Source organism: Streptomyces caelestis, assembly GCF_014205255.1.
In the GTDB taxonomy this organism is placed as follows: domain Bacteria; phylum Actinomycetota; class Actinomycetes; order Streptomycetales; family Streptomycetaceae; genus Streptomyces; species Streptomyces caelestis.
In genome coordinates this window covers 4,065,536-4,088,060 of record NZ_JACHNE010000001.1, presented here as the reverse complement: position 1 = coordinate 4,088,060, position 22,525 = coordinate 4,065,536, and the positions used below count along the sequence as shown (strand labels likewise).

The window sequence follows — 22,525 nt, the reverse complement described above, 5'->3', positions numbered from 1 at the left end:
GCTTGTAGTCCTTTCGGGTCAGATTTCGATCAGCACGGTGAACGGGCCGTCGTTCGTCAGTGATACGCGCATGGCGGCTCCGAAGCGGCCCGTGGCCACCGTCGCGCCCAGCGAGCGCAGTTGGGCGACCACCTCGTCGACGAGCGGTTCGGCCACCTCGCCTGGGGCGGCGGCGTTCCAGGTGGGGCGGCGGCCCTTGCGGGCGTCGCCGTACAGGGTGAACTGGCTGATCACCAGGAGCGGGGCGTCGATGTCGCTGCACGACTTCTCGTCGTGCAGCATGCGGACCGACCAGAGCTTGCGGGCCAACTGGGCCGCCTTCTCCTTGGTGTCCTCGTGCGTGACGCCGACGAGGACGCACAGCCCTTCGCCTTCGATCGCCCCCACGGTCTCGCCGTCCACGACGACGCTCGCGCCGTCCACCCTCTGCACCACTGCTCGCATACGTCCATCATGCAGGGCGGTGAACGCGCGATCGCAGGTGGTTCGCGCATGGCCCGAAAGGGTGGTTTGCACCGGGCGCCAACAGGCCGTGCACGGACGTATTTTGCTGCTTAAGCGCCCATCTGGGGTCTATCGGGGGCACTCGTTCCCATAGTGGCCACTTGGGGTGACACGATGCTTTCACACACCGGTCGAGGGGACGGTTGAGGCACATGAGCACATCACGTACCGGGCATCCGCTGGATGCCGTCTGGTCGAGCCACACGGGGACCGGGGCGTCGGAGTACCACCGGCCGCCCACACAGCGCACCGACAGTCCGCCGCTGCCCTCGGACGCTCCCGAGCACGATCTGACCGCGCTGAGCCTGCCCGAGCTGCGCACGCTGCGCCGCGAGGCCCAGCGCGACGAAGCCGACCTCAGCTACGTACGGCGGCTGCTCCAGGGGCGGATCGACATCCTGCGGGCGGAGCTGAAGCGGCGCACCCCGGTGGCGGCCTCCGTCGCCGTACCCGCTCAGGCGTCCGTCGTCGAACGGCTCGCGGAGATCCTGCGGGACGCCCCGGCCCGGCACCGCTCCTCCGCCCGCCATCTGACCCTGGGGACGCCGCAGGGCGAGGAGTACCGGCGGCTGGCCGCGGAGATGCTCGCCGAGGTCGAGCTGTCCGATCTGGACGCCCGGACGGACCTGGAGCTGAACACCGCGATGGTGCGGCTCGTGCGCTACGAGCAGCAGGTCTCCCGGCGGCGGCAGCGGCTCCAGCGCACGGCCGACGAGTGCAGCGCGGAGATCGCGCGCCGATACCGCGAGGGGGAGGCCCAGGTCGACGACCTGCTCGTGTGAGTCGCTCGGGGGGGGCAGGGGGAGGGCAGGCGGTCGGATATTCGCGCGACACCGACCGGCCCTCCGCCTAGCGTGAATCCATGACCGCCACCGCCCGTGCCGACGGCATCGACGTACGCCCGATCACCGAAGCGGAGTTCGCCGACTGGCTGAGCGCCGTGAACACCGGCTTCCTGCGCGTGCCGGCCCTGTCGGAGGAGGAGATCGAGGCGCGTCGCCGGCGGTTCGTCCCCGGCCGCTACCTCGGTGCCTTCGACGGCGGCCGGTGTGTGGCGACCTTCCGGTCCTTCGACCAGGAGCTCACGGTCGTGGGCGGGGCGAGGGTCCCGGCCGACGCCGTCTCGGGCGTCACGGTCACCGCCACGCACCGCCGCCGCGGGCTGCTCAGCCGGATGATGGCGCAGGACCTGACGGCCGCGAAGGAGCGTGGGGACGTCGTCGCGACGCTGATCGCCGCCGAGTACCCGATCTACGGCCGGTACGGCTTCGGGCCGGCGACCTGGACGGCCGAGTGGACGGTCGACGTGCCGCGCGCCGGTATCGACGCCCGCTGGGCGGGCCCGGCGGACGGCGGGCGGATCGACCTGGTGGACGGTGAGGACATCCGCAAGCTCGGCCCGGAGCTGCACGAGCGCCTGTGCCGCACCCGGCCCGGCCTCGTCACCCGCGACGAGATGTGGTGGCAGCTGGAGACCGGCGCCCTGCGGTTCGACCCGTCGTGGAAGCTGCCCTTCTTCGCCGTGTACCGCTCGGCGTCCGGCGAGGTCGAGGGCATGGCCGCCTACGAGATCGACGACAACTGGGGTGACGCCAAGCAGCCGTTGAACACGGCCACCGTGAAGTGGCTGCTCGGCGCGACACCGGCCGCGGAGCGCGCCCTGTGGCAGTACCTGTGCTCCATCGACTGGGTCGTGACGGTCAAGAGCGGCTGGCGAGCGCCCGACGACCTGCTCCCGTTCCTTCTGCCGGATCCGCGGGCGGCCAGGATCACCTCGCTGGCGGACTGGCTGTGGGTGCGGATCCTCGACGTCGCAGGCGCGCTGGAGGCGCGGACGTACGAGGGGGAGGGGACGCTGGTGCTGGAGGTGGCCGGCGTGGACGGTCTGACCGGCGGGCGCTACCGGCTGGAGGCCTCGGCCGCCGGGGCGTCCTGTACGCCGACCACCGAAAGCGCGGAACTCACCCTCGGGCTGGTCGAGTTGGGGGCGCTGTGGCTCGGGGACGAGTCGGCGGTGCGGCTGGCGGCGCTGGGCCGGGTGCGGGAAGAACGAGTGGGCGCCGCCCGGAAGGCCGACGCCCTGCTGCGTACGTCCAGGCGGCCTTGGTGCCCGGACCTGTTCTGAGCCGCTCCCTTCCGTCGACGACAGGGATCCCGCATCCGTAGCGAGCTGTTCGGTTGTGGTTGTTGTGCGGTGATGCCGACCGGCCCGGGGCTCCCGGCTCCCCTCCGGAGGGGAGCCCCATGGCGGATGGCCAACCCCCTGACGGTCTGACCATGTCGCTCAAGTTGGCGACCAACTTCACTGTACTTATCTCCACTTGGAAGCGGCTCATAACCACCCCGTGCTGAACTGCCGCAAGATGGCGGGAAGTTGTACTGTTTTGTTGTGGACCCGGAACACGCCTCCGTCAGTGGACGGAAGAGGTCGCAACGGCCACAGAGGACACATCGCCAGGTGGCCGACGAACTGCGCGCCCGGATCAGGTCAGGAGCACTGCGGCCGGGCGACCGCATGCCCACCCAGGCCCAGCTGGCCCACGAGTTCGGCGTCGAGCGCGGTGCCGTGCGTCAGGCCCTGCGCATCCTCCAGTCCGAGCGGCTGCTCACCAACGTGTCCAAGGGCAGTCCGGCGACCGTCGCCCCCGACCCCGCCAGGGCGCTGACCGGCCCGGAAGCCCCGCCCCTGCCCACCACGGTGGCCCTCGCGCCCCGGATCGCGGCGGCCTTCGCGGCGGAGCACGTCGAGATCGACGCCGTGTGCCTGACCTCCATCTCCCTCACGCTCGCCATCGGTGAACCGCTGCGGCAGATCCATGCCGGACGGCTGAAACCGGCCAAGGTCGACGTCCGGGTCCTGCTGCCCAGCCGGGACATCGACCTCGCCTTCCCGGTGCCGGTCGAGGGGCGTGAAGACGACTGGGTGCACGACCGCTGGCTGGCGATGCGCAACGCCCAGGGGCAGGTCCTCCGGCACAACCTGCTGGCCCTGCGCGCCACGCACGGCATCGACGTGCGCGTCACGTTCCGGGCGCTGCCCTTCACCCCGCCGGTGAAGCTGTACCTGCTCAACAACACCGAGGCGCTGTTCGCGTACTACACGCTGATGCGCCGGGAGGCCGAGATCGACCACGAGCACCTGGAGATGTACGACGCCCAGGGCACGCAGTCGATGCTGTTCTCCTTCCGGCAGGGCGCCGGCCTGCGCGACACGACGTTCGTCGAGCAGTCGCACCTGTGGTTCAACGCGCTGTGGGAGACGATCAGTTCGGAGCTGGTGCTCACGAGCTGACTCATCGGGCAGGGCCCGTCATCAGCAGCGCGAGCACGACCGCTCCGGCGGAGCTGACGGCCGGGCTCTTGGCCTTGATGCCCACGGTGAGAAGGATCAGGCCGACGATGCCCGCCGGCCCGTACTTCCACTGGACGAGCTGCTCGAAGGCGACGACGAAGGCGGCGGAGAGGAGAGCGAGGGCGGGCATTGGTCTTCCCCCTTCGGAAGTCGGAGGCAAAACTTCCGCCAACTCGGGTAAGTTGGCAACCAACTCTGATTAAGTTGTCCCCACTTGGCTACTAGTTATAAACAACTTTCAAGCAACTCCCGTCAGATGGATCAGAGTTGTAGCGTTTGGTCGTGACCCAGGAGAACAGGGCGGAGAACGTGGCAGTGAACGGCAGCGGCAGGCTCTCGCCCCAGGAGATCGCCGGCACCCTGCGGGAACGCATCCGCGCCGGGGAGCTCAAGCCGGGGGACCGCCTGCCCACCCAGGCCGAACTGGCGGAGGAGTTCGGCGTGGAGCGCGGCGCCGTCCGCCAGGCCCTGCGGGCCCTCCAGGACGACGGCCTCCTCACCGGCGTCAGCAAGGGCAGCCCGCCGCGGATCGCCGTGCCCGCCCCGGCCGGCGGCGAGCCCCAGCCGACGATGGTGGGCCTGGCACCGCGGCTCACCGAGGCGTTCTCGGCCCGTCACGTCCACGTCGATGTCGTCTGCCACACCGCGGAGACCCTGATGGTCGCCATCGGTGAGCCGCTCCGCCTGATCCACGAGGGCCGTATCCACCCCGAGTCGATCGACGTCCGCATCCTGGTCCCCTCCCGGGACATCGAACTGGCCTTCCCCGTCCCCGTGGAGGCGCACGGCGACGACAACCCGGTCCACCAGCGCTGGCTGTCCATGCGCAACGCCCAGGGCCAGGTCCTCCAGCACAACCTGCTCGCCCTGCGCTCCACGCACGGCATCGACGTCCACGTCGCGTTCCGCGCGCTGCCCTTCACCCCGCCGGTGAAGCTGTACCTGCTCAACGAGGAGGAGGCGCTGATCGGCTACTACATGCTGACCAGGCGCGAGGAGGAGTGGGGCAGCCGGACCCTGGACATGTACGACGTCCTCGGGTCCCAGTCCCTCCTGTTCTCCTTCCTGAAACGAGCGGGCCTGCGGGACGCGTCGTTCGTCCAGGAATCCCAGAAGTGGTTCGACGCCCTCTGGGAAACCATCACCTCGGACCTGACACTCTCCTAGTGACTTCTGATGCGACGCAGACTGGTTCGGTGACAGTCGAGAACGAGAACGATCAGTACCCTCTCGTGACTCTGATCAAAGGTGCCCGTGTCGTGCTCTGGGACTTCGACGGGCCCCTCTGCCGTCTGTTCGCCGGGCACTCGGCGGACGGCGTGGCGAGCGACCTGGTGTCCTGGCTGGAGGGCCGGGGCCTGCACGGCCTGCTGACGGAGACGGAACGCGAGTCGCTCGACCCGCAGGTCGTCCTGCGCGCCGTGGACCGCCGGCATCCCGGCAGCGACCTCGTCGCCGAGCTGGAGGAACGTCTCACCCAGGAGGAACTGCGGGCCGCGTCCTCGGCGATGCCGACCCCGTACGCGGATCCTCTGATACGCACCTGGTCGGCGGTGGGCTCCCGCCTCGCCATCGCCACCAACAACTCCCCGCGCGTGGTGCGCAAGTACCTCGAAAGCCGCGGCCTCGTCGGCTGCTTCGCCCCGCACGTCTACGGCCGCACCCAGAAGCTCCACCTCCTGAAGCCGGACCCCCACTGCCTCAACCGGGCGCTGAGCGCCATGGGCGCCGCCCCGGCCGACGCCCTGATGATCGGCGACACCCCCTCGGACCGCGAGGCCGCGGCCCGGGCCGGGGTGCCGTTCCTCGGGTACGCGAGCAACCCCCGGAAGGCCAAGCTCCTGAGAGAAGCGGGAGCCGACGCCGTGGTCGAGTCCCTGGAGCCGGTGCTGGAGCTGCTGCGGCGCGGCTAGGGCCGCTGCCGGGGACCGGTTCACCTGGGAGGGGACGAGTTCGGCCCGATAGCCGGGTTCTCCCCTGAAGACGACGTCCGGTGGAGTAACGTGCCTTCCCCCTTACACCATCCGCACCACCGGGGCAGGCTGAACCACCCAATGACACCCCCATCGGTCTCCGGGGCTCGGCAGCGAGCAGTCGAGATGAGCGGCGACCCGAACCTGGTCCAGGGGCCGCTCAAGGGGTACCACCACGAGACGTACGTCCTCGCGTTGCCCGGGGGGACAGGAACCGTCAAGGTCCGTGAGCCGCGCTCCGAGATCCTGTGGTTCGACCGGAGGTGCTTCAGGTCGGAGGAGGAGCTGCTCCGCGCCCTCCAGGGGCACATCAGCCGGGTCCCCGGCATCGTCGACGTCGCCGGCATGGCACTCCAGGGCTTCATCGAGGGACGGACGCTCGGTGAGCAGCGGCGGCCGGGGCGGCGCGTTCCCGACGCGGTGCTCGACCAGATCGTCGATCTCTTCCGGGAGACGGTGCGGATCACGCCGGACATGCTGAGCGTGGAGCGGCGCTGTGAGGACCGGGACCGCGCCGAGGACGGGGACAGCGCCGGCTTTCTGGAACGTCTGATCGTCTTCGTCGAGGAGCAGGTCTACAGGAAGAACCACACGGCGTTCGCCGGCCTGTTCCGCGCGCTCGGGATCACGGGTGAATCGTTCACCCTTCTGCGGAAGCACGTGCTGGGGCTCCAGGAGCGCCCGTTCTGTCTCCTGCACGCGGATCTGCACCGCGAGAACTTCGTCCTCGATCCGAAGGACCGGCTCTGGGTCATCGACTGGGAGCTGGCGATGCTGGGCGATCCGCTCTACGACCTGGCCACCCACCTCTACCTGATGCGTTATCCGGGCGATCAGGAGAGCCGTATGGTCCGTGCGTGGTGCGACCTGGCCGAGAGGATCCGGCCGGGCAGCTCGGCCGGGTGGGAGCGGGACCTGCCGCTGATCCTCGGCTTCAAGCGGGCGCAGTCGGTGTTCACGGATGTCATCCGGGTGTCGCTGTCCCTGCGCGAGGACGCGGGCTTCAACTGGGTGGCCCTGCCGGTGGCCGCCGGCAAGCTGCAGAAGATCCTCGCCGCCGCCGCGCAGCCGCTCGGCCTGGCGCGGGTGCCGGGCCGTCCGCAGATCATGGCCGCGCTGATCCGCTGGCACGGCGAGATGGACGCGGCGCGGGGGGACCGGCCCGTGCTCACCGAGTCGGGCGCTCCCTGACGCGGGCCCCCGTCTCGCCGTACTGCGTAGGCTCGCCGCATGAGCGAGATCGGGCTGCGTGAGCGCAAGAAGCAGCGGATGTACCAGGTCGTGTCGGACATCGCGATCCGGCTCTTCCTGGAGAGGGGGTTCGACGCGGTGTCCGTCGCCGAGGTGGCGGCGGCGGCCGAGATCTCCAAGCCGACGCTGTTCCGGTACTTCCCGGCGAAGGAGGATCTGGTCCTGTACCGGATCGCCGACCACGAGGGGGAGGCCGCCCGGGTGGTGGCGGAGGCGGAGGGGGAGCCCGTGGATGCCTTGCGGCGGCACTTTCTTCAGGGGCTGGAGCGGTCCGATCCCGTGACCGGGCTGAACGACGATCCCCGGGTGCTCGCCTTCCACGGGCTGCTCTACGGGACGCCCTCCCTGGTCGCCCGGGCGCACACGCATCAGGAGCGGGACGAGGCCGCGCTCGCCGAGGTGCTCGGGGGTGATCTGGACGCGCGGCTCGCGGCCGGGCAGATCATGGCCGTGCGGCGGATCCTCGCGATGGAGAACTGGCGGCGGATCGCGGCGGGGGAGCGGGTGGCGGACGTACGGGCGGATGCGGTGGCGGCGGCGGAGCGGGCGTTCGACCGGCTGGCGGCCGGACTGTCGCCGGGCCGCGAGAGCGGTGCCACTCGGCACCGCACGTGATACTCGATAATAAATTTAACTCGGTAACTCTTTTTGTTACGCTCGGTGGAATGACGTCGACCGAGCCTGCCCTTCAGCACGTCCTCGACCGGGAACGCGCCCACCACGAGCGCTGCCGGGACGCCCTCGCCGCGATGGTCGAGGGCGCCGGTGAACAGGTCATCGTCGGCGAAGACGTCTCCGCGTCCGGTGCCGACGCCGAAGTCCTCGGATACCAGCTGCGCAGCAGGGCCAAGGCGCTGCGGGAGCTGCCCGAGGGGCCCTTGTTCTTCGGGGCCCTGAAGGGGGAGCAGGGGGAGCTGCACATCGGGCGGCTGCGGATCACCGAGCACCCGGCCGAACCGCCTCTCGTCGTCGACTGGCGCGCGCCCGTCTCGCGGGCGTTCTACCAGGCGTCCGCGCGTGATCCCCAGGGCGTCGCCGTGCGCCGGCGGTTCGGGTGGGCGCCCGGCAGCAGGGGCGACTCCGGCGACCTCACCGGCCTGGAGGACGAGCACCTGGGAGAGGGCGAGACGCGGGCCAGTGAGATCGTCGCCCGGGAGATCGAGCGGCCCCGCGTCGGGCCCATGCGGGACATCGCCGCGACCATCCAGCCCGAGCAGGACGACCTCGTACGCGGGGACCTGGCGGTGTCGGTGTGCGTGCAGGGGGCGCCCGGCACCGGCAAGACCGCCGTCGGGCTGCACCGGGCCGCGTACCTGCTCTACACGCACCCGCAGCGCATCCGGCGCGGCGGTCTGCTGATCCTCGGGCCCAACCGCACCTTCCTGTCGTACATCGCGGAGGTCCTGCCCTCGCTCGGCGAGACCGGTGTGCGGCAGTCGACCCTGGCCGAGGAGATCGCACGGCATCCGGTCGGCGGCCGCGACGAGCCGGCCGCCGCCCTCGTCAAGCACGACGCCCGGATGGCCGAGGTGCTGCGGCGGGCCCTGTACGCGCGCGTGCGCGCCGAAGGCGGTGACGGTGACGGACTCGCCGTGCCCGACGGGGCGTACCGGTGGCGGGTGCCGGCGGCGGAGCTGGGGCGGATCGTGGCCGGGGTGCGGGAGGAGGAACCGCCGTACGGGGTCGGGCGGGAGCGGGTGCGGTCGCGGATCGTGCGGTCGGTGCGCGAGCAGGCCGAGCGGCGGGCCGGGCCGCAGTCCAACGCCTGGGTGCGCCGGGTCGAGCGGGTGCGGCCGCTGTCCGCGTACGTCGACGCCGTCTGGCCTCGCGTGCGGCCCGAGGAGGTCGTGGCCGAACTCCTCAGCGATCCCGGTGTGTTGGCGGAGGCCGCCGACGGGCTGCTGGACCCCCGCGAGCAGCGGGCGCTGCTGTGGCGGAAGCCGCCCCGGTCGTGGAAGTCCGCGCGCTGGTCGGCCGCCGACCTGGTGCTCCTCGACGAGGTCGCCGGGCTGATCGAGCACCCGGAGGGCTACGGGCATGTCGTCGCCGACGAGGCGCAGGACCTGTCCCCGATGGAGTGCCGGGCCATCGCCCGCCGGGCGCGCTTCGGCTCGCTGACGGTACTGGGCGACCTCGCGCAGGGGACGACGCCGTGGGCGGCACGGTCCTGGCGGACGGTCCTGGCACACCTCGGGAAACCGGACGCGGCCGTGGTCGAGCTGACCACCGGCTTCCGCGTGCCACGGGCGGTCGTCGGCCTCGCCAACCGGCTGCTGGAGCGGCTGGACGTGGACGTACCGGCGACCCGCTCGCTGCGCGGGGACGGCGAGCTGCGGACGCGGGTGACGACCCCGGACGGCGTCCCCGCGGCGGTCGTGGAGGCCGTACGGGACGCACTGGCGCGGGAGGGCTCGGTCGGAATCGTCGCGGCGGACGCGGACGTATCCCGGATGCGGGCGGCCCTGGACGCGGCCGGCATCGAGACGGCGGGCCCGGACGAACTCGGCGCGCGGGTGTCCCTGGTACCGGCGAGCGTCGTCAAGGGCCTCGAGTACGACCACGTCGTGGCCGTCGAACCGGCGACGATCGCCGAGGCGGAGGAACGGGGGCTGCACCGGCTGTACGTCGTACTGACGCGGGCGGTGTCACGGCTGGAGGTGGTGCGGGCGAGGGCGTTGCCGTTCTAGCCGGGGTGTTCCGGAGACCGGCCGGTGTCGCGGCGGCGTCCCCAGGCTGTGGACGCCGCCGCGCGCGGTCACGCGCCCGGGGTGAAGGGGCCGCCCCCGGTGAAGGCCAGCTCGTGGAAGCGTTCGCCGATGTGGCGGTGGGTGGCCGCGTCCGGGTGGACCTCGTCGGGGAGAGGGTGTTCGGCCGCGTCGGACTCGCCGTAGAGGTCGAGGCCGTCGAGGTAGTGGATGTTCGGGTCGTCCGCGGCGCGCTGCCGCACGATGCGGGACAGTTCCTCCCGGATGACCGTGAGCGTCAGCTTCCCGGCGGCCACCTCCGCCGGGTCCCCCATGGCGGAGAACCGCAACCGGCCCTCGCCGAGCCCGCTGAGGTCCGGGGCCGTGGGGCCGGGCGTGTCCTCGTGGATGGCGCAGTGGACGGAGGAGACGACCAGCAGCGGGGTGTCGGGGTGCCCCTCGCGGATCGTGTCGAGGAAACCGTGCACGGCCGGACCGAAGGCGCGCAGCCGCATCACGTCCCCATTGACGATGTTGATGCCGATCTTGACGCTGATCAGGTCGGCCGGGGTGTCCCGCATGGCACGCGCGGTGAACGGGTCGAGCATCGCGCTGCCGCCCAGACCGAGGTTGATCAGTTCCACACCGCCCAGGGACGCGGCGATCGCGGGCCAGATGGCCGTGGGGCTCGCGGCGTCGGAGCCGTGACTGATCGAACTGCCGTGGTGCAGCCACACCCGGCGGCCCCGGTCCGGCACGGGCGCCACGGGCGCGTCGGTGCGCAGGGCGACGAGCTCGGTGGTCTCGTTGTGCGGCAGCCAGATCTCGACGTCCTTCTCGCGCGCGGGCAGGCCGGTGAAGCGGACGGTGCCGACCGGGCCCGGCGTGACCTCGCCGTCCCAGGTGGCCATGTCGATCGTGAGGACGTTGCCGCCCGTCCCCGCGGCCTGGCCGGCCGGGCGCCCGTCGACGAGCAGGTCGTACAGGCCGTCCGGCCGCGGCGGGACGCCGACGTAGTCGCGCTTGGTGCGCAGCGTGTCCAGCTCGACGGCGGTCGCGGCGGTACGGAACGCCAGCCGTACGCCGGACGGCTGGGCCTCGGCCATGGCCAGCTGGGCGTTGGTGTTCTGCGCGCGGGCCCGGGCGGGCAGCCGGTGTGGGAGCAGCCCGTGTTCGGTGCGCTCCAGGTCGAGGGCGCCGCGCAGCAGGTCCGCCGTGAGGGGGGTGGTGATCCAGTCGTGCTCGGTGTGCATGGTGTCAGCCTCGGGAGTCGGTGGGGGGCGCGGGCCAGTTCCGCAGCAGCGTGTCGAGGGCGTCGAGGATCCGGGCCCAGGTGTCGTCGGTGTCGGGAGCGCTGTGGCTGAACCCGCCGCCCATCTCCAGGCTCACGTACCCGTGGAAGACGCTGCCCAGCAGCCGGACCGCGTGGGTCTGGTCCGGTTCCGGCAGGTCGTAGCCGCGCAGCAGCGCCCGGGTCATCTGCGCGTGCCGGACGCCGGCGCTCGCGGCCGCAGTCTCAGAGTCCAGCCGCAGCTGGGCCGCGGCGTAACGGCCCGGGTGCTCCCGGGCGTAGTCGCGGTAGACGTTCGCGAGCGCGGCCAGGGCTTCCTTCCCGGCCCGCCCGGCCAGGGCGTCGGCGGCCCGGTCGGCGAGTTCCGCGAGCGCGAGCAGGGCGATCCGGGTCCTGAGGTCCTGGGAGTTCTTCACGTGCGAGTACAGGGACGCGACCTTGACGTCGAACCGGCGGGCGAGCGCCGAGACGGTCACCTGCTCGAAGCCGACCTCGTCGGCCAGTTCGGCACCTGCCTGGGTCAGGCGTTCCGGTGTCAGTCCTACGCGTGCCATACAGCCACTCCCTTCTGCCAGAAGGAAGTGTGTACCTGCCTAATATCTTTAGGCAAGTATCTGACTGGCTTAGGCGTCTTGCGGAGCACGCCGGGCCGGCGCCCGCAGCCGTCTGCCCCGCCTGGTCAGCCCCCAGGGCTTCAGGAACGAGATCACCGTCATGAAGACGTACGCGGCCAGCGAGACGACCGGCCCGGCGCACCGGGCGGCCGGGTTTCGGAAGGGTGTCGGGCTTCTGCTTCACGCTGCCACCGTGCCGGGAGGCGGGCGGTGAAGGCGTCTGACACCGGGAGCAAACCGGCGTACTGACGTCGGCGTACGGGGTGGCGTACCAGCGTGTACGCGCTCGCCGCGCCGGCCCTGTCAGTGCTGTCGTCTAACTTCGCGGCATGACCGAGCCCTCCCACCTCACCGCCGTCCGAGAGTCCTACGACGCCGTCGCCGCCGACTACGCCCGACTCGTCAAGCAGCCGGCCGACCTGGACCCGGTGTCGCGCGCGATGCTGGCTGCCTTCGCCGAGCTCGTACGGCCGCCGCACCCCGGGCCGGTGGCCGACCTGGGCTGCGGCCCGGGCAAGGTGACGGCACACCTGGCCGCCCTGGGGGTGCCGGTGTTCGGCGTGGACGTGTCGCCGGAGATGGTCGAGCTGGCCCGGGCCGCGTACCCGGACCTGCGCTTCACTGTCGGCTCGATGACCGCGCTGGACATCGGCAGCGGCGAACTCGGCGGCATCCTCGCGTACTACGCCACCCACCACACCCCGCCGCAGTGGCTGCCGACCGTGTACGCCGAGTTCCACCGCACCCTCGCGCCCGGCGGCCGGCTGATGCTGGCCGGCCCGGTGGGCAGCGGCGAGCACCTGCGGCCGACGCACGCCTACGGCGACCATCCGGTGTCCTACGAGTCGTACCTGCTGCCGCCGGACCGGATCGCGGAACTGCTCCACCGGGCCGGGCTGGTCGTCACGACGCGGGTGGTGCAGGAGCCGGACGAGGGGACGAAGAGGCAGATCGGCACGTTCCTGGCGTACAAACCGCGGTAGCAGAGCCGGGCCCCGTCTCCGCTACCCGCCGTGCAGCCACACCCGCAACGGGCCGAGCGGCTCGAAGCCGTGCCGGACGGCGGTCTGGAGATCCTCGCCGCTCTCGTAGCCGACCACGGGCAGGGTGGGGAAGAGCCGATCGAGCGCGTGCAGCACGAGCGGCCAGGCGGCGTCGGGCCCGCCGTCCCGCCCGAAGACGTTCGAGACGCCGACCACGTGCTCGCTGCGGCCGGCCACCGCTCCGGCGACGACTCGCCCGTCACCGGACCGCCCCACGATCACGAAGGTCTCCGGGTCGTCGAGCAGCCCGTCCCGGAACAGGTCCGCGTTCCCGGCGCCGCCGTCCCAGGCCAGTGCCCAGGCACGCAGCGTCTCCGGATCGCCCACCACGTCCCACGTGAGGCCCGGCGGCTCCGGGGCGCGGGCGAGCGCGGCCGCACCCGCCGGACGGTGGATCCACTGCGCCTCGAACAGCACCCGGAACCCGGCCCCGGTCAGATCGAGGTCGGCGAAGCTGTCCTTGACCGAGGCACCGGGCGAGCCCCTGCCGACCCGCGCCACGAGCGCGTCCGGGTCGGCACCCGGCTCCAGCGTCACGGCGTCGGGGTAGTACAGCGGCGCCCGCCCCGCAGCGGCCCACGCCTCGCCCCCGAACGCACCCGCCACCCCATGCGCCCGGCACATCGCAGCACACCACTCGGCGTTGTTCCGGGCGGCGGCCCGGACCAGGAACTCCCGCGAAGTCGTCACGAGTGCGGATCATGGCCGCGCAGGGCCCGGCTCGTCGAACTGTTTTGAGGGCCGGTCACTTTATGGTGATCGTCGAGGTCCACCGATGACCGGCGTGGAGGCGGCATGGCCCTACGGATGAAGGTGAGCGCGATAACCCTGGACTGCCCTGATCCGCTCGCGCCGGCGGCGTTCTACCAGGCGGCCACCGGCCTCGCACCGCACCCGAGGTCGAACGCCGAATTCGCCTCTCTGGGCGGTGGGGACGGGATCTCCCTCGGTTTCCAGCGGGTCGACGACTACCGGGCTCCCAGCTGGCCCGACCAGGACGTGCCCCAGCAACTGCACTGCTGCTTCAGGGTCGCGGACCTGGAGGAGGCCGAGGCCCGGCTGTTGGAGCTGGGAGCGGCCAGGCCGGAGCGGCAGCCGAACGAGACCAGGTGGCGGGTGCTCACGGATCCGGCGGGGCATCCCTTCTGCATACGCCTTGTTCACCCGGTTCCGGCACCTGCTGAGTCAGCCCGCGTGGTCGGACCGCCGTACGGTGCTTGCCGCGGAGGTCCGGTGACCTTCAGCCGAGCAGCGGCGCGACCATGCGGACCTCAGTTCTTGACGGCCTCCGCGATCCGCAGGGCGGCCTGGGCAGGCGTGAGGTCCGTGGTGTCGACGACCTCGGCCTCGCTGTGCAGCCAGGTGCGGGCCGCCTCGGCGTAGGGCTCGAGGTACTGGAGACGGAACGAGGAGGGGCCGAGGACGGTGTCCCCCAGGATGCGCCCGCGGAGGGTGTCCTGGTCGGCGTGGAGGACGAAGTGCCGTACCGGGATGGCGTGCTCGGCGAGGCCTGCGCTGATCTCGCGCCAGTACTGCTCGACCAGGACCGTCATGGGCATCACCAGAGTGCCGCCGGTGTAGTCGAGAACGCGACGGGCGGTCTCGACCACGAGCGGCCGCCACGGCGGCCAGTGCTGGAAGTTGTCCACCCCGGGCCCGGGCAGCCCCGGCCTGATGTCCATGAGCGTCTCGCCGACCTTCTCGGCGTCGAACACCCGTGAGTCCGGGAGCAGCTGCTGCACGAGTGCACTGGTCGTCGTCTTGCCCGCGCCGTGGGTGCCGTTGATCCATACGATCATGGGCCCCCACGCTAGCGCTGCGCGGGCCGCGGCAAGGGGCGCTTGGCGTAACTGTCCTGTCGCAGATGAGTCCGGGGGCCTCGGGCTGAGTCATGTGCCTCAGTGGCGGGCCGCACGGAGGAAAGCTGCTCGCGGACGATGACTTTGCTCCGGAGTATCGGTCTTCCTCACGAACGCCCTTGCCGGATGCCTGGACCGGCCCGGGCGCGACGTCGGAGTACGCCCCCGTGACAGGAGATCCTCCCGTATGACTGATCCGGCAGTGACAGTGGCCCGCGGCCGTAGGACCGGGGTCTGGCCCATGATCCGCGCTGAGCGAGCAGCGTTGGCGGTCGATCTCGCGGACGTGACTGACGAGCAGTGGAAAACGCCCTCGTTGTGCACTGGTCTGACGGTGCGTGAGGTGCTTGCGCACCTCACCGCGGGCGCGAGCCTCAACGCCGTGCGCTGGATGGCAGGGGTGGTCCGTTGCCGGTTCGACTTCGACAAGCAGGTGGCCATGCGGCTGTACGGGCAGCTGGGCACGACCCCGGCCGAGACCCTTGAGCGATTCCGGCGCGTCGTCCCGAGCACCACCAAGCCTCCCTTGCCTGCCATAGCCATGCTGGGCGAGGCGATCGTGCACGGAGAAGACATCCGGCGTCCGCTGGGCATCCGCCGCGACTACCCGGGCGAGGTCGTCACCCAGGTGGCCGCGTACTACCAGAGTTCGGACCTTGTGGTCCTTGCCAAGGGACGCATCGACGGGCTGAAGCTCGTCGCGGATGACGGCCCTTTCACGACCGGTTCGGGACCGCTCGTGTCCGGCCCCACCTTGGCCCTGGTGATGGCCATGACCGGACGAGCGACGTACTGCGACGAACTCGAAGGCGACGGTGTGGAAGTCCTTCGCAGTCGCTGCGCGACAGTGTGACCGCGGTGTCATTCGGACTGACGCACCTGAGCCCGAGCACGATAGTTGTCGTTAACCTCCCACCCCGACCTGGCCTTTCTTGAAGTACTGAGCACGATATCTGTCGCCGAATTCGCATCGTTGTTGACGTGTTCCGTGCTTTTTGCAGGCAAGTTGTTGCCAACTTCGAAGATCGCTCCTCGGGCGGGATGCGTGCGGCTTACCTGGGACTATGAGCGATACCCGGGGCTCCTTGTGGTCCCACAGCTGTATGTGGACGGATCTGCTGGTCCCTGTCTCGCTGGACGCGGGGCGGGGCGGCCTGGACCTGTCCGATGGCTGGCCGGACCGGTGGACGGCAACGTGGAAGTACGCCGGGGACGAGATTGCGGGGCCGGTCCGGCACCTGGGGCAGGTGCCGGTGGCGAGCCGTGGGCCGATGCGGGGGTTCACCTGGCGGCGGGAGCAGCGGCACAGGCCCGGTCTGGAGTCGCTGGTGTCGACGGGGCGCCTGCATGGGTTCGAGAGCCTCGAAGAGGATCAGCTGCTGGTAACTCTGGACTTTGCCGGTGATTTGGTGGAAGTGCTATCGCAGCCGTTGCGTATCCGGTTCCGTACGGCGGAGAAGTGGCGCAACCACACCCCGGACTTCTTCGCAGTCACGCGGGTGGGGACCTGGCTGATCGACGTGCGGCCGCGAGACCTGATCGAGTCCGAGGACCTGGAGTCGTTCGCGGCCGCGGAGGACGTGGCGTTGCTCTGCGGGTGGCACTACGCGGTCGCGGCCGAGTGGCGTCCGCATGTGCGGTCCACGCTCGGCGCGTTGTACGGGAAGCGCCGTCCGACACGCGACGTGCTCGGCATTCAGGCCGATCTGCTTGCTCATGCCGAAGCGGGCGTCACATTTGGAGAGTTGGCGGCCGCGCGGACGTACTGGCCGGTGGCACGGGCCCAGTTGCTGCACCTGTTGTGGCATCGCAGGCTCGGGATCGACCTTGCTCAGCCGTTGACGGACAGTTCGCGGGTGGTGCTGGCGGGAGGCGTCTCATGATGGGGGCGGCGGCACTGGATCTCTCGCCCGGCGCGGGCGTGGTGCTCGACGAGGTGGAGTGGCTGGTCGAACGGCAGGAGCCGCATCTGGGGCGGGTCCACCTGGTGCGTGCGGACGGCGAGCGCCAGCGGGCGAGCTTCCGCTTCCTGGTCAACCACCCGCGTTGTCGGCCGTCGTCGCGTACAGCGGCGGAGGGCGCCAACCGTGGGCGGCAGCCGACTTCGTGGAGTGATGTGAAGCCGGAGAAGCGGCCCTTGATGGAACAGCGCTTCGCGCATCTGATGGAGGTCAACTGCGGTTTCCGCAGTGGTGATCCGTTCCGTCCCGAGCCGGGGGAGCCGCACCCTGAGTACGACCCGGACCGTACGACGCTGACTGAGCGGCGGGCGGCGAAGGCCGCTGAGTTGTCGGCGCTGAGGCCCGAAGAGGCCAAGCTGCTTCTGGGCGTCGCGCACGTCGGGGTGCGCACGCTGGAGCGCTGGGAGCGCAGGCGCAGGAAGTACGGGATCGTGGGCTGCGCCGATCACCGGTGGCTGCGGGCGAGCGGGGGACACCCGAGCGTCAGCGAGGAGGTCCGCGAGGCGATCTTCGCGGTCAGGGCGGAGACGCAGCACCACCGGTCCCGGGTGAGCGCACGCACCCGCGAGATCATGATCCGTCGTTATGTGCGGGAGACCTTCGAGAACAAAGACGAGGACGGGGACGAGAGCGAGGAGATCGAGGTCCCCAGCTACCACACGCTGCTGCGGGTGTGGAAGGAGTGGTTCGGGCCGGGCGGCGCCCGACAGAAGTACGAGCGCTCGGCCGAACTGCCCACCAAGAACGGGCATGTGCTCGTGACCCGCCCCGGCCAGGTCGTCGCGCTGGACACGACGATCCTGCCGGTGATGGTCCGCGAGAACGTTTTCGGTGACCCGATCACCGTCCACCTCACTTTGGCGCTGGACGTCTACACCCACTCCATCTGCGCGTTCCGGCTCACGCTGGTGTCGGACTCCTCGGTGGACGTCGCGATGGTGCTGCGCGACGTCATGCTGCCGCTGCCCATGCGGGAGGAGTGGGGCGAGGACATGGAGTGGCCCTATCCGGGGCTGCCGGCCGCCATGGTCTCCGAGTTCGCCGGGTACGAGGTGGCCGGGCTGCCGTTCTTCACCCCCGAGACCGTCACCTCCGACCACGGTTCCGTCTACCGCAATCACCATCTGGTGGATGTCCAAGAGGCGATGGGCTGCCGGATTCTTCCGGCGCGCGTGCTGCGCCCGCAGGACAAGAGCGCGGTGGAGCGCGTCTTCGGCAGTATCCGCTCGCTGGTGTTCGAGAAGCTGGCCGGTTACACGGGGGTTGACGTCTCCGATCGCGGCGCGGACCCGGAGGGCGACGCGGTGCTGACCCTGGCCGAGATGGAACACTTCATCGCGACCTGGGTCGTGAAGGTCTGGCAGAACCGCAGGCTCGGCGAGTTCGCGCCCAGCTGGGATCCCGGCGGTGACCACAGCCCCAATACCCTGTTCGCCGCCTCATTCGCCCAGGAGGGCTTCGACCTGGACATTCCCTCCCCGGAGACGTACTACCGCTTCCTGCCCGAGCACCACGTGAAGCGGATCCACCGGCGGGGCGTGAAGGTCAAGGGGCTCTGGTACGACGCCGCGTTACTGCACCAACCCGACATGAACTCCGCGCGCGGGGGCCGCTACAAGCAGCACTGGGTCATCCACCGCGAACCCCGCGACCGGCGGGTGGTGTACTTCCAGGATCCCGACACCCATGAATGGCACGAACTGCGCTGGACGGGCCTGCCGCCCGAGGGCGAGATGCCGGCCTTCGGTGACGCCCGGGTCGAGGAACTCCTCACCCGCGTACGGGAAGCAGGCCTCAAGCCGCGCTCTGACAGCGAGCTCGTCCCCAAACTCCTGGAGATGCTGGGGGCCGTCGATCCGGTAGCGAAGTGGCCGTCCCAGCTGACCAAATCCCAGCGGACGCAGCACGCGCGGGAGATCACCCAGGCCCAGGCGGCAGCCGCGGACCGACCGCAACAGCCGCCGAAGCCGAACAAGCCACCGCGCCTGGCTGCCGTCGGCGCACTGGATGCGGAGCCGCCGTGGCGGGAACGGGCCCGGGAGGCCACCGAGAGCCTGGACGCGCACCGGCGCCGACGGCGTGAGACGGCCAAGCCAGCGCAGCAGCCGTCGGCACCCGCCCCGCTGGGATCGAGCCGCCGCGGCCGCAACCTCTTCGTCATCGCCGACGATGACGGATCCGACGAACCGAACCCGCAGCCGACGGAGGAGACGTGAGATGAGCAACCTGCCCCCGGAGCCGCCGAACGCTCCCGTGCCGTTCCTGCGCTTCGGCCCGAGGCCGGACCGGACCCGGCATGAGGGCTGGCAGGAGTTCCGCCGGACACGGGATCTGTTTGTGCCGGTCAGGAAGATCTCCTTGGCCGAGTACGGGCTGATGAGCCCGCGCAAGAAGTCCTTGTATGACCTGCACCGCGCGGCCACGCACGTCAACATGCAGATGCTGGACACCCCGATGAGCGAGGTGGTCACCACTCTGATGCGTTCGCGGATCCAGAACAATGCGATGCGTATCGGCCCGAGCACCCTGGACGGGCTGATGATCAACGGCGGGGGGTACCAGGGCAAGACGGAGACCGCCTGCCGGACCGCCGCCGAGTTCGAGGACACCTGGCGTGACCTGTTCGAGCAGTACCCCGAGTGCTACTTCGATCCAATGCCCGGCACCCGAGACCTGATCGCGCCGGTCGCTTACTGCCAGACCCCGGTGAAGGCCACCCCGATCGGCCTGTGCGAGGCAATTCTCGACTACTACGGCGCCCCCTACGGCAAGAACCTGCGCGGCATGATCCGCAACGCCCGTGAATCGATCAAGGCGCACGCCACCACCGTCCTGATCATCGACGACATCACCCGTCTGAAGATGCACCGGGAGGACGACCAGGACACCCTCGACCTGATCCGCGGCCTGATGGACTTGGACGTCACGCTCGTCCTCATCGGCGTGAACATCCCCCGTTCCGGCCTGCTCAGGGAGGGCTGGCACGACCCCCGCACCAACCAGTGGGTCTACGCACCACTGAAGAAGGGCAAGAGCTACAACCCCGACGCCTCCACCCAGACCGAGCGACGCTTCGACCTCGTCACGCTCGCCCCCTTCGACTACAGCAGCGACGCGGGCATCGCGGCTTTCGTCGCCCACCTCGAAGGCGTCGAGAACCAGATCCGGCTCTTCAACGCCGGCCCCGGCACGCTGTCCGAAGGCCGGATGCCCGAGTACCTCTACCGCCGCACCCACGGCATCGTCGGCCTCCTGCGGCGTCTGATCGAGGACGGACTGACCAAGGCCATCGAAAGCGGCCTGGAGGACCTGACTATCGACCTCCTCGACGAGATCACCATCAATCTGGGCAACGTCCCCGGCAAGGACGACGGGCGGGACGCCGAAGCCGGCGAGATCCCCGACATCGACACTTCTCCGAAGCGGAAACCGGGCCCGAAGCCCAGGAAGGGACGCAACAGCGTCTACGACGACCGAGGCACACCTCCGGCGGCTGAAGCATGACTAGCCGCGCGCTGTCGCGCAGCCTTGATCCGCTCGACGACGAGACCATCGTCGGCTTTCTCCTCCGTCTCGCTTGTCATAACGGCACGAACCCCGCTCAAATCGCCGCTCGTATGGGGCTGATGGACAAGGCAGGCAACGCTCCCGGCGTCGTTTCGCCCTGGCTGATTGCGGACATGGACAAGCCACGTCTTGTCCGGGCGGCACGTGCGACACACCTGACGGTGGCGGAGGCCAGCAAGCTGCTGATCGCCCCTATGGGACATAAATACGGCCTCGTGAGCCGCCGATACCAGCCATGGACGAGCCCACAGCAGCTGGCCCGCCCCAACCGCTGGGTCTTCATCCGGACCTCTCAGTACTGCCCGCAGTGCCTCGCGGGTGACGACGACACGCTGGAACGCCTGTACGGAGGTGCCTGGAAACGGGCCTGGCGGCTGCCGGTGGTCTTCGCGTGTTCGCGGCATCAGCAACTCCTGAGCCGTACCTGTCCCAAGTGCCGAACCGCCGGCCAGTTCGCCCCACAGGCCTGATCGCTCGCCCAGGCACTGAAGGTCTTCATCCAGCCCAGTGCCGAGCCGTGTCTCCCGCCCCGCACACGGGCCGGGGGCGACGCTCGGTCTGCGGGACCGACCTCGCGCGTATCCGCCCTCCTCGCCTGCTGGTCGACGCAGACTCCATCGGTGTGCTGCTGGCCGTCCAGCAACGCCTCGATGCGCTGTTGTCAGCCGACGGGCCACAGAAGGTCAACAGCTGCGGCCAGCTCGTGCCGGTCGCCCAGTACTTCATCGACCTGCGCGTCGTGGCCACCCTGGTCCTGGCTTCCTGGCCGGAGGCCAGCGGCTTCGCGGCGACACCCACCCTGGCTCAGGCAATTGGGCGAGAAGCAGACCAGCGACTGCGCGACAGCCGACGTCGCACATCAGGCGCATCGAAAAGACCGTACGGGATCAACTCGCTGCTCGCGCCTATGGAATCCCCCCTGACCATGGGTGCGGTACTGGGGATCGCCGAACGCATGCTTGATGGCCGAGAGAAACAGTGGACTCTAAGGGCCTTAGGCCCGCTCTACGGCGGCGCCCTGACGCTGCACCGAGACACCTTCCAGGAACTCGCCCGCCTTCCCGGCACTTCATCCGGGTTGCAGGAAGTTCTCGGAGTGGCGGAGGAGGCAACGGACAGTTCGAACGCCGAGATCCACATTCGCGGTCCGCGAAACGGCTGAGCATGCGCCCCCTGCCACGCAGCCTCGACCCGTTGCCCGACGAGACCCTCACTGGATTCGTACTCCGGCTCTCCCACAGGCTGGGTACGACACCCGGAGAGATCGCCATCCGTACCGGCTTGCCCTCTCGACTACCTCTGAGCTTCCTGTACCACTTGGACGACGAATACCTCACGGGTTTCGCTCTCGCCACACAGCTGACGCCTGCCGAAGTCAGCGGCTTGCTCCTAGCCCCACTCGGAGACCGCTACGGGCCGCTGAACCCCGCGCTCACCCCACGCCGTACCCCAGCGCGGATGATCTATGACAACCCGTGGGTTCTGACCCGCTCCACGCGCTACTGCCCGCACTGTCTCGCTGGGGACGGTACCGCCATCCAGGATCTCCACGGTGGCGCATGGAGGCGGCTTTGGCGTCTCCCCGTGACGTTCCTCTGCCCCAGGCACCAACGCCTCCTCCAGCACCAATGTCCTGGCTGCAAAGCACCCGCCCAGTTCGCCCCCGCGGGAGACGCCATCGCGCGGCTGACCGATGACACACTCCACCCATGGCAGTGCCGCTTCGCTGCGCGTCCAGTACCACTACAGCAGCCCGAAGCAGTCTGCGCAGCCGATCTGACCCGGCCTGATCTGTTTCCCGTAACACCCGACGCGGTCACGATGCCCGTGCTCCTACAAGTCCAGCGACAGCTCATTAACTTGCTTGTCGCGAGCGGACCCGAGACCGCGATGAGCGCCGGCGCGCCGGTCTCCGTCCTCCACTACTTCGCCGACCTGCGCGCCGCGGTCGCCATGATCTTTCGGTCCTGGCCCGTCGCCCGCGAGTACGCCAGCACCCCCTGCCTGGCCGACGCCCTCGATGCGGAGTACGCCTCCCGCGCCGCGCAGGCCGAGCCGCTGCTCAACACCCCGGGCAAGAAGAAGACCTCCAAGCCTTACACCGTGCCGCCGACAGAGTGCCTCGCCACCGGCGCGGCACTCGCCATCGCGACGAACCTGCTCGACGCACACGATCCGGGAGACGCCCGGAGTCGGTTGGCACCGCTCGTTCAACGGCTGAGGGAGGTGGACCTCGCACTGAGCACCTGGCTTCGCCGCCCGTCTTGGATCTCGGTCTCGCTGAGGCAAGCGGTCATGGATCTTCCGATGGGCAGAAGGGGCGCAGCATGATCGCTCAACTCGTGACGCACCACGCTGGGCTCATCGGCTGCGGCTTTCCCAGGTGCATGGCTTGACTATCCCCTGCCATGACCGGGAGCCGGTCG

General features: G+C 70.1%; 22 protein-coding genes and 3 pseudogenes. 18 read left to right on the top strand and 7 right to left on the bottom strand.

Translation table 11 applies throughout. The annotated features are described in order from the left end of the window. Window positions 1-18: 18 nt before the first annotated feature. On the bottom strand, window positions 19-444 hold the full coding sequence (dtd, locus tag HDA41_RS18475) for a D-aminoacyl-tRNA deacylase (RefSeq protein WP_184985319.1): 426 nt from the start codon (window positions 442-444) through the stop codon (window positions 19-21). 212 nt (window positions 445-656) lie between these two features. Here dtd and HDA41_RS18470 point away from each other — a divergent pair, with 212 nt between their 5' ends. From HDA41_RS18470 to HDA41_RS18460, 3 genes are all read left to right on the top strand, one after another. Beyond that, window positions 657-1,286, top strand: coding sequence for an RsiG family protein (locus HDA41_RS18470; protein WP_184985317.1), 630 nt, complete (start codon window positions 657-659; stop codon window positions 1,284-1,286). 80 nt (window positions 1,287-1,366) lie between these two features. Next, window positions 1,367-2,629 (top strand): GNAT family N-acetyltransferase, encoded by a 1,263-nt coding sequence (locus HDA41_RS18465; RefSeq protein WP_184985315.1) that lies wholly within the window; start codon window positions 1,367-1,369, stop codon window positions 2,627-2,629. A gap of 249 nt (window positions 2,630-2,878) precedes the next feature. Further along, entirely contained in the window at window positions 2,879-3,796 is a 918-nt protein-coding gene (locus HDA41_RS18460; RefSeq protein ID WP_184985313.1) for a FadR/GntR family transcriptional regulator, read from the top strand. Between the two features lies 1 nt (window position 3,797). On the opposite strand, the gene HDA41_RS18455 is transcribed toward HDA41_RS18460, so the two are convergent. Next, window positions 3,798-3,986, bottom strand: coding sequence for a hypothetical protein (locus HDA41_RS18455; protein ID WP_010036177.1), 189 nt, complete (start codon window positions 3,984-3,986; stop codon window positions 3,798-3,800). Between the two features lie 146 nt (window positions 3,987-4,132). Here HDA41_RS18455 and HDA41_RS18450 point away from each other — a divergent pair, with 146 nt between their 5' ends. The 5 genes from HDA41_RS18450 to HDA41_RS18430 all read left to right on the top strand — a co-directional run bounded on the left by HDA41_RS18450 (window position 4,133) and on the right by HDA41_RS18430 (window position 9,767). After that, window positions 4,133-5,023 carry a winged helix-turn-helix domain-containing protein gene (locus HDA41_RS18450; RefSeq protein WP_184985311.1) on the top strand — a complete coding sequence of 297 codons (891 nt, stop codon included), beginning with the start codon at window positions 4,133-4,135 and terminating at the stop codon, window positions 5,021-5,023. Continuing rightward, window positions 4,972-5,769 (top strand): HAD family hydrolase, encoded by a 798-nt coding sequence (locus HDA41_RS18445; protein WP_184985309.1) that lies wholly within the window; start codon window positions 4,972-4,974, stop codon window positions 5,767-5,769. Before HDA41_RS18450 ends, HDA41_RS18445 begins: the two co-directional genes overlap by 52 nt. A 186-nt stretch (window positions 5,770-5,955) precedes the next feature. Next, window positions 5,956-7,020: a phosphotransferase gene (locus HDA41_RS18440; RefSeq protein WP_184985307.1), complete on the top strand. Its 1,065-nt coding sequence runs from the start codon at window positions 5,956-5,958 to the stop codon at window positions 7,018-7,020. Between the two features lie 39 nt (window positions 7,021-7,059). Further along, on the top strand, window positions 7,060-7,695 hold the full coding sequence (locus HDA41_RS18435; protein ID WP_184985305.1) for a TetR family transcriptional regulator: 636 nt from the start codon (window positions 7,060-7,062) through the stop codon (window positions 7,693-7,695). A gap of 50 nt (window positions 7,696-7,745) precedes the next feature. Next, window positions 7,746-9,767 (top strand): HelD family protein, encoded by a 2,022-nt coding sequence (locus HDA41_RS18430; RefSeq protein WP_184985303.1) that lies wholly within the window; start codon window positions 7,746-7,748, stop codon window positions 9,765-9,767. Between the two features lie 68 nt (window positions 9,768-9,835). Here HDA41_RS18430 and HDA41_RS18425 read toward each other — a convergent pair whose 3' ends face one another. From HDA41_RS18425 to HDA41_RS41335, 3 genes and pseudogenes are all read right to left on the bottom strand, one after another. Further along, complete coding sequence (locus HDA41_RS18425; protein ID WP_184985301.1) at window positions 9,836-11,017, bottom strand: GDSL-type esterase/lipase family protein; 1,182 nt, start codon at window positions 11,015-11,017, stop codon at window positions 9,836-9,838. Window positions 11,018-11,021: 4 nt separating this feature from the next. Beyond that, window positions 11,022-11,609 carry a TetR/AcrR family transcriptional regulator gene (locus tag HDA41_RS18420; RefSeq protein ID WP_184985299.1) on the bottom strand — a complete coding sequence of 196 codons (588 nt, stop codon included), beginning with the start codon at window positions 11,607-11,609 and terminating at the stop codon, window positions 11,022-11,024. A gap of 69 nt (window positions 11,610-11,678) precedes the next feature. Beyond that, window positions 11,679-11,804: pseudogene (locus HDA41_RS41335) on the bottom strand (DUF2269 domain-containing protein); the annotation flags it as partial. Window positions 11,805-11,998: 194 nt separating this feature from the next. On the opposite strand from HDA41_RS41335, the gene HDA41_RS18415 reads away from it, so the two are divergent. Then, on the top strand, window positions 11,999-12,652 hold the full coding sequence (locus HDA41_RS18415; RefSeq protein ID WP_184985297.1) for a class I SAM-dependent methyltransferase: 654 nt from the start codon (window positions 11,999-12,001) through the stop codon (window positions 12,650-12,652). 21 nt (window positions 12,653-12,673) lie between these two features. Here the strand turns inward: HDA41_RS18415 and HDA41_RS18410 are convergent, their stop codons facing one another. Continuing rightward, window positions 12,674-13,402, bottom strand: coding sequence for a hypothetical protein (locus HDA41_RS18410; RefSeq protein WP_184985295.1), 729 nt, complete (start codon window positions 13,400-13,402; stop codon window positions 12,674-12,676). Window positions 13,403-13,507: 105 nt separating this feature from the next. On the opposite strand from HDA41_RS18410, the pseudogene HDA41_RS18405 reads away from it, so the two are divergent. Continuing rightward, window positions 13,508-13,864, top strand: a pseudogene (locus HDA41_RS18405) (VOC family protein); the annotation flags it as partial. A 119-nt stretch (window positions 13,865-13,983) separates the two neighbouring features. Here HDA41_RS18405 and HDA41_RS18400 read toward each other — a convergent pair. Beyond that, on the bottom strand, window positions 13,984-14,511 hold the full coding sequence (locus HDA41_RS18400) for a P-loop nucleotide/nucleoside kinase family protein (protein ID WP_184985293.1): 528 nt from the start codon (window positions 14,509-14,511) through the stop codon (window positions 13,984-13,986). 247 nt (window positions 14,512-14,758) lie between these two features. Here HDA41_RS18400 and HDA41_RS18395 point away from each other — a divergent pair, with 247 nt between their 5' ends. The 8 genes and pseudogenes from HDA41_RS18395 (at window position 14,759) to HDA41_RS41315 (ending at window position 22,430) form a co-directional block, all read left to right on the top strand. Continuing rightward, on the top strand, window positions 14,759-15,424 hold the full coding sequence (locus HDA41_RS18395) for a maleylpyruvate isomerase family mycothiol-dependent enzyme (RefSeq protein WP_184985291.1): 666 nt from the start codon (window positions 14,759-14,761) through the stop codon (window positions 15,422-15,424). A 250-nt stretch (window positions 15,425-15,674) separates the two neighbouring features. Further along, complete coding sequence (locus tag HDA41_RS18390; RefSeq protein ID WP_230299757.1) at window positions 15,675-16,454, top strand: TnsA-like heteromeric transposase endonuclease subunit; 780 nt, start codon at window positions 15,675-15,677, stop codon at window positions 16,452-16,454. After that, entirely contained in the window at window positions 16,451-18,748 is a 2,298-nt protein-coding gene (locus HDA41_RS18385) for a DDE-type integrase/transposase/recombinase (protein WP_184985288.1), read from the top strand. The genes HDA41_RS18390 and HDA41_RS18385 overlap by 4 nt, the downstream gene beginning before the upstream one ends. A 1-nt stretch (window position 18,749) precedes the next feature. Next, window positions 18,750-20,036, top strand: coding sequence for a TniB family NTP-binding protein (locus tag HDA41_RS18380; RefSeq protein ID WP_230299756.1), 1,287 nt, complete (start codon window positions 18,750-18,752; stop codon window positions 20,034-20,036). Continuing rightward, complete coding sequence (locus HDA41_RS41330) at window positions 20,033-20,569, top strand: TniQ family protein (protein ID WP_230299755.1); 537 nt, start codon at window positions 20,033-20,035, stop codon at window positions 20,567-20,569. The genes HDA41_RS18380 and HDA41_RS41330 overlap by 4 nt, the downstream gene beginning before the upstream one ends. A gap of 152 nt (window positions 20,570-20,721) precedes the next feature. Beyond that, window positions 20,722-21,261: a hypothetical protein gene (locus tag HDA41_RS41325; RefSeq protein WP_230299754.1), complete on the top strand. Its 540-nt coding sequence runs from the start codon at window positions 20,722-20,724 to the stop codon at window positions 21,259-21,261. 2 nt (window positions 21,262-21,263) lie between these two features. Beyond that, window positions 21,264-21,659 (top strand): annotated as a pseudogene (locus tag HDA41_RS41320) (TniQ family protein); the annotation flags it as partial. A 330-nt stretch (window positions 21,660-21,989) separates the two neighbouring features. Then, window positions 21,990-22,430 carry a hypothetical protein gene (locus HDA41_RS41315; protein WP_230299761.1) on the top strand — a complete coding sequence of 147 codons (441 nt, stop codon included), beginning with the start codon at window positions 21,990-21,992 and terminating at the stop codon, window positions 22,428-22,430. The last annotated feature ends 95 nt before the right edge of the window (window positions 22,431-22,525 follow it).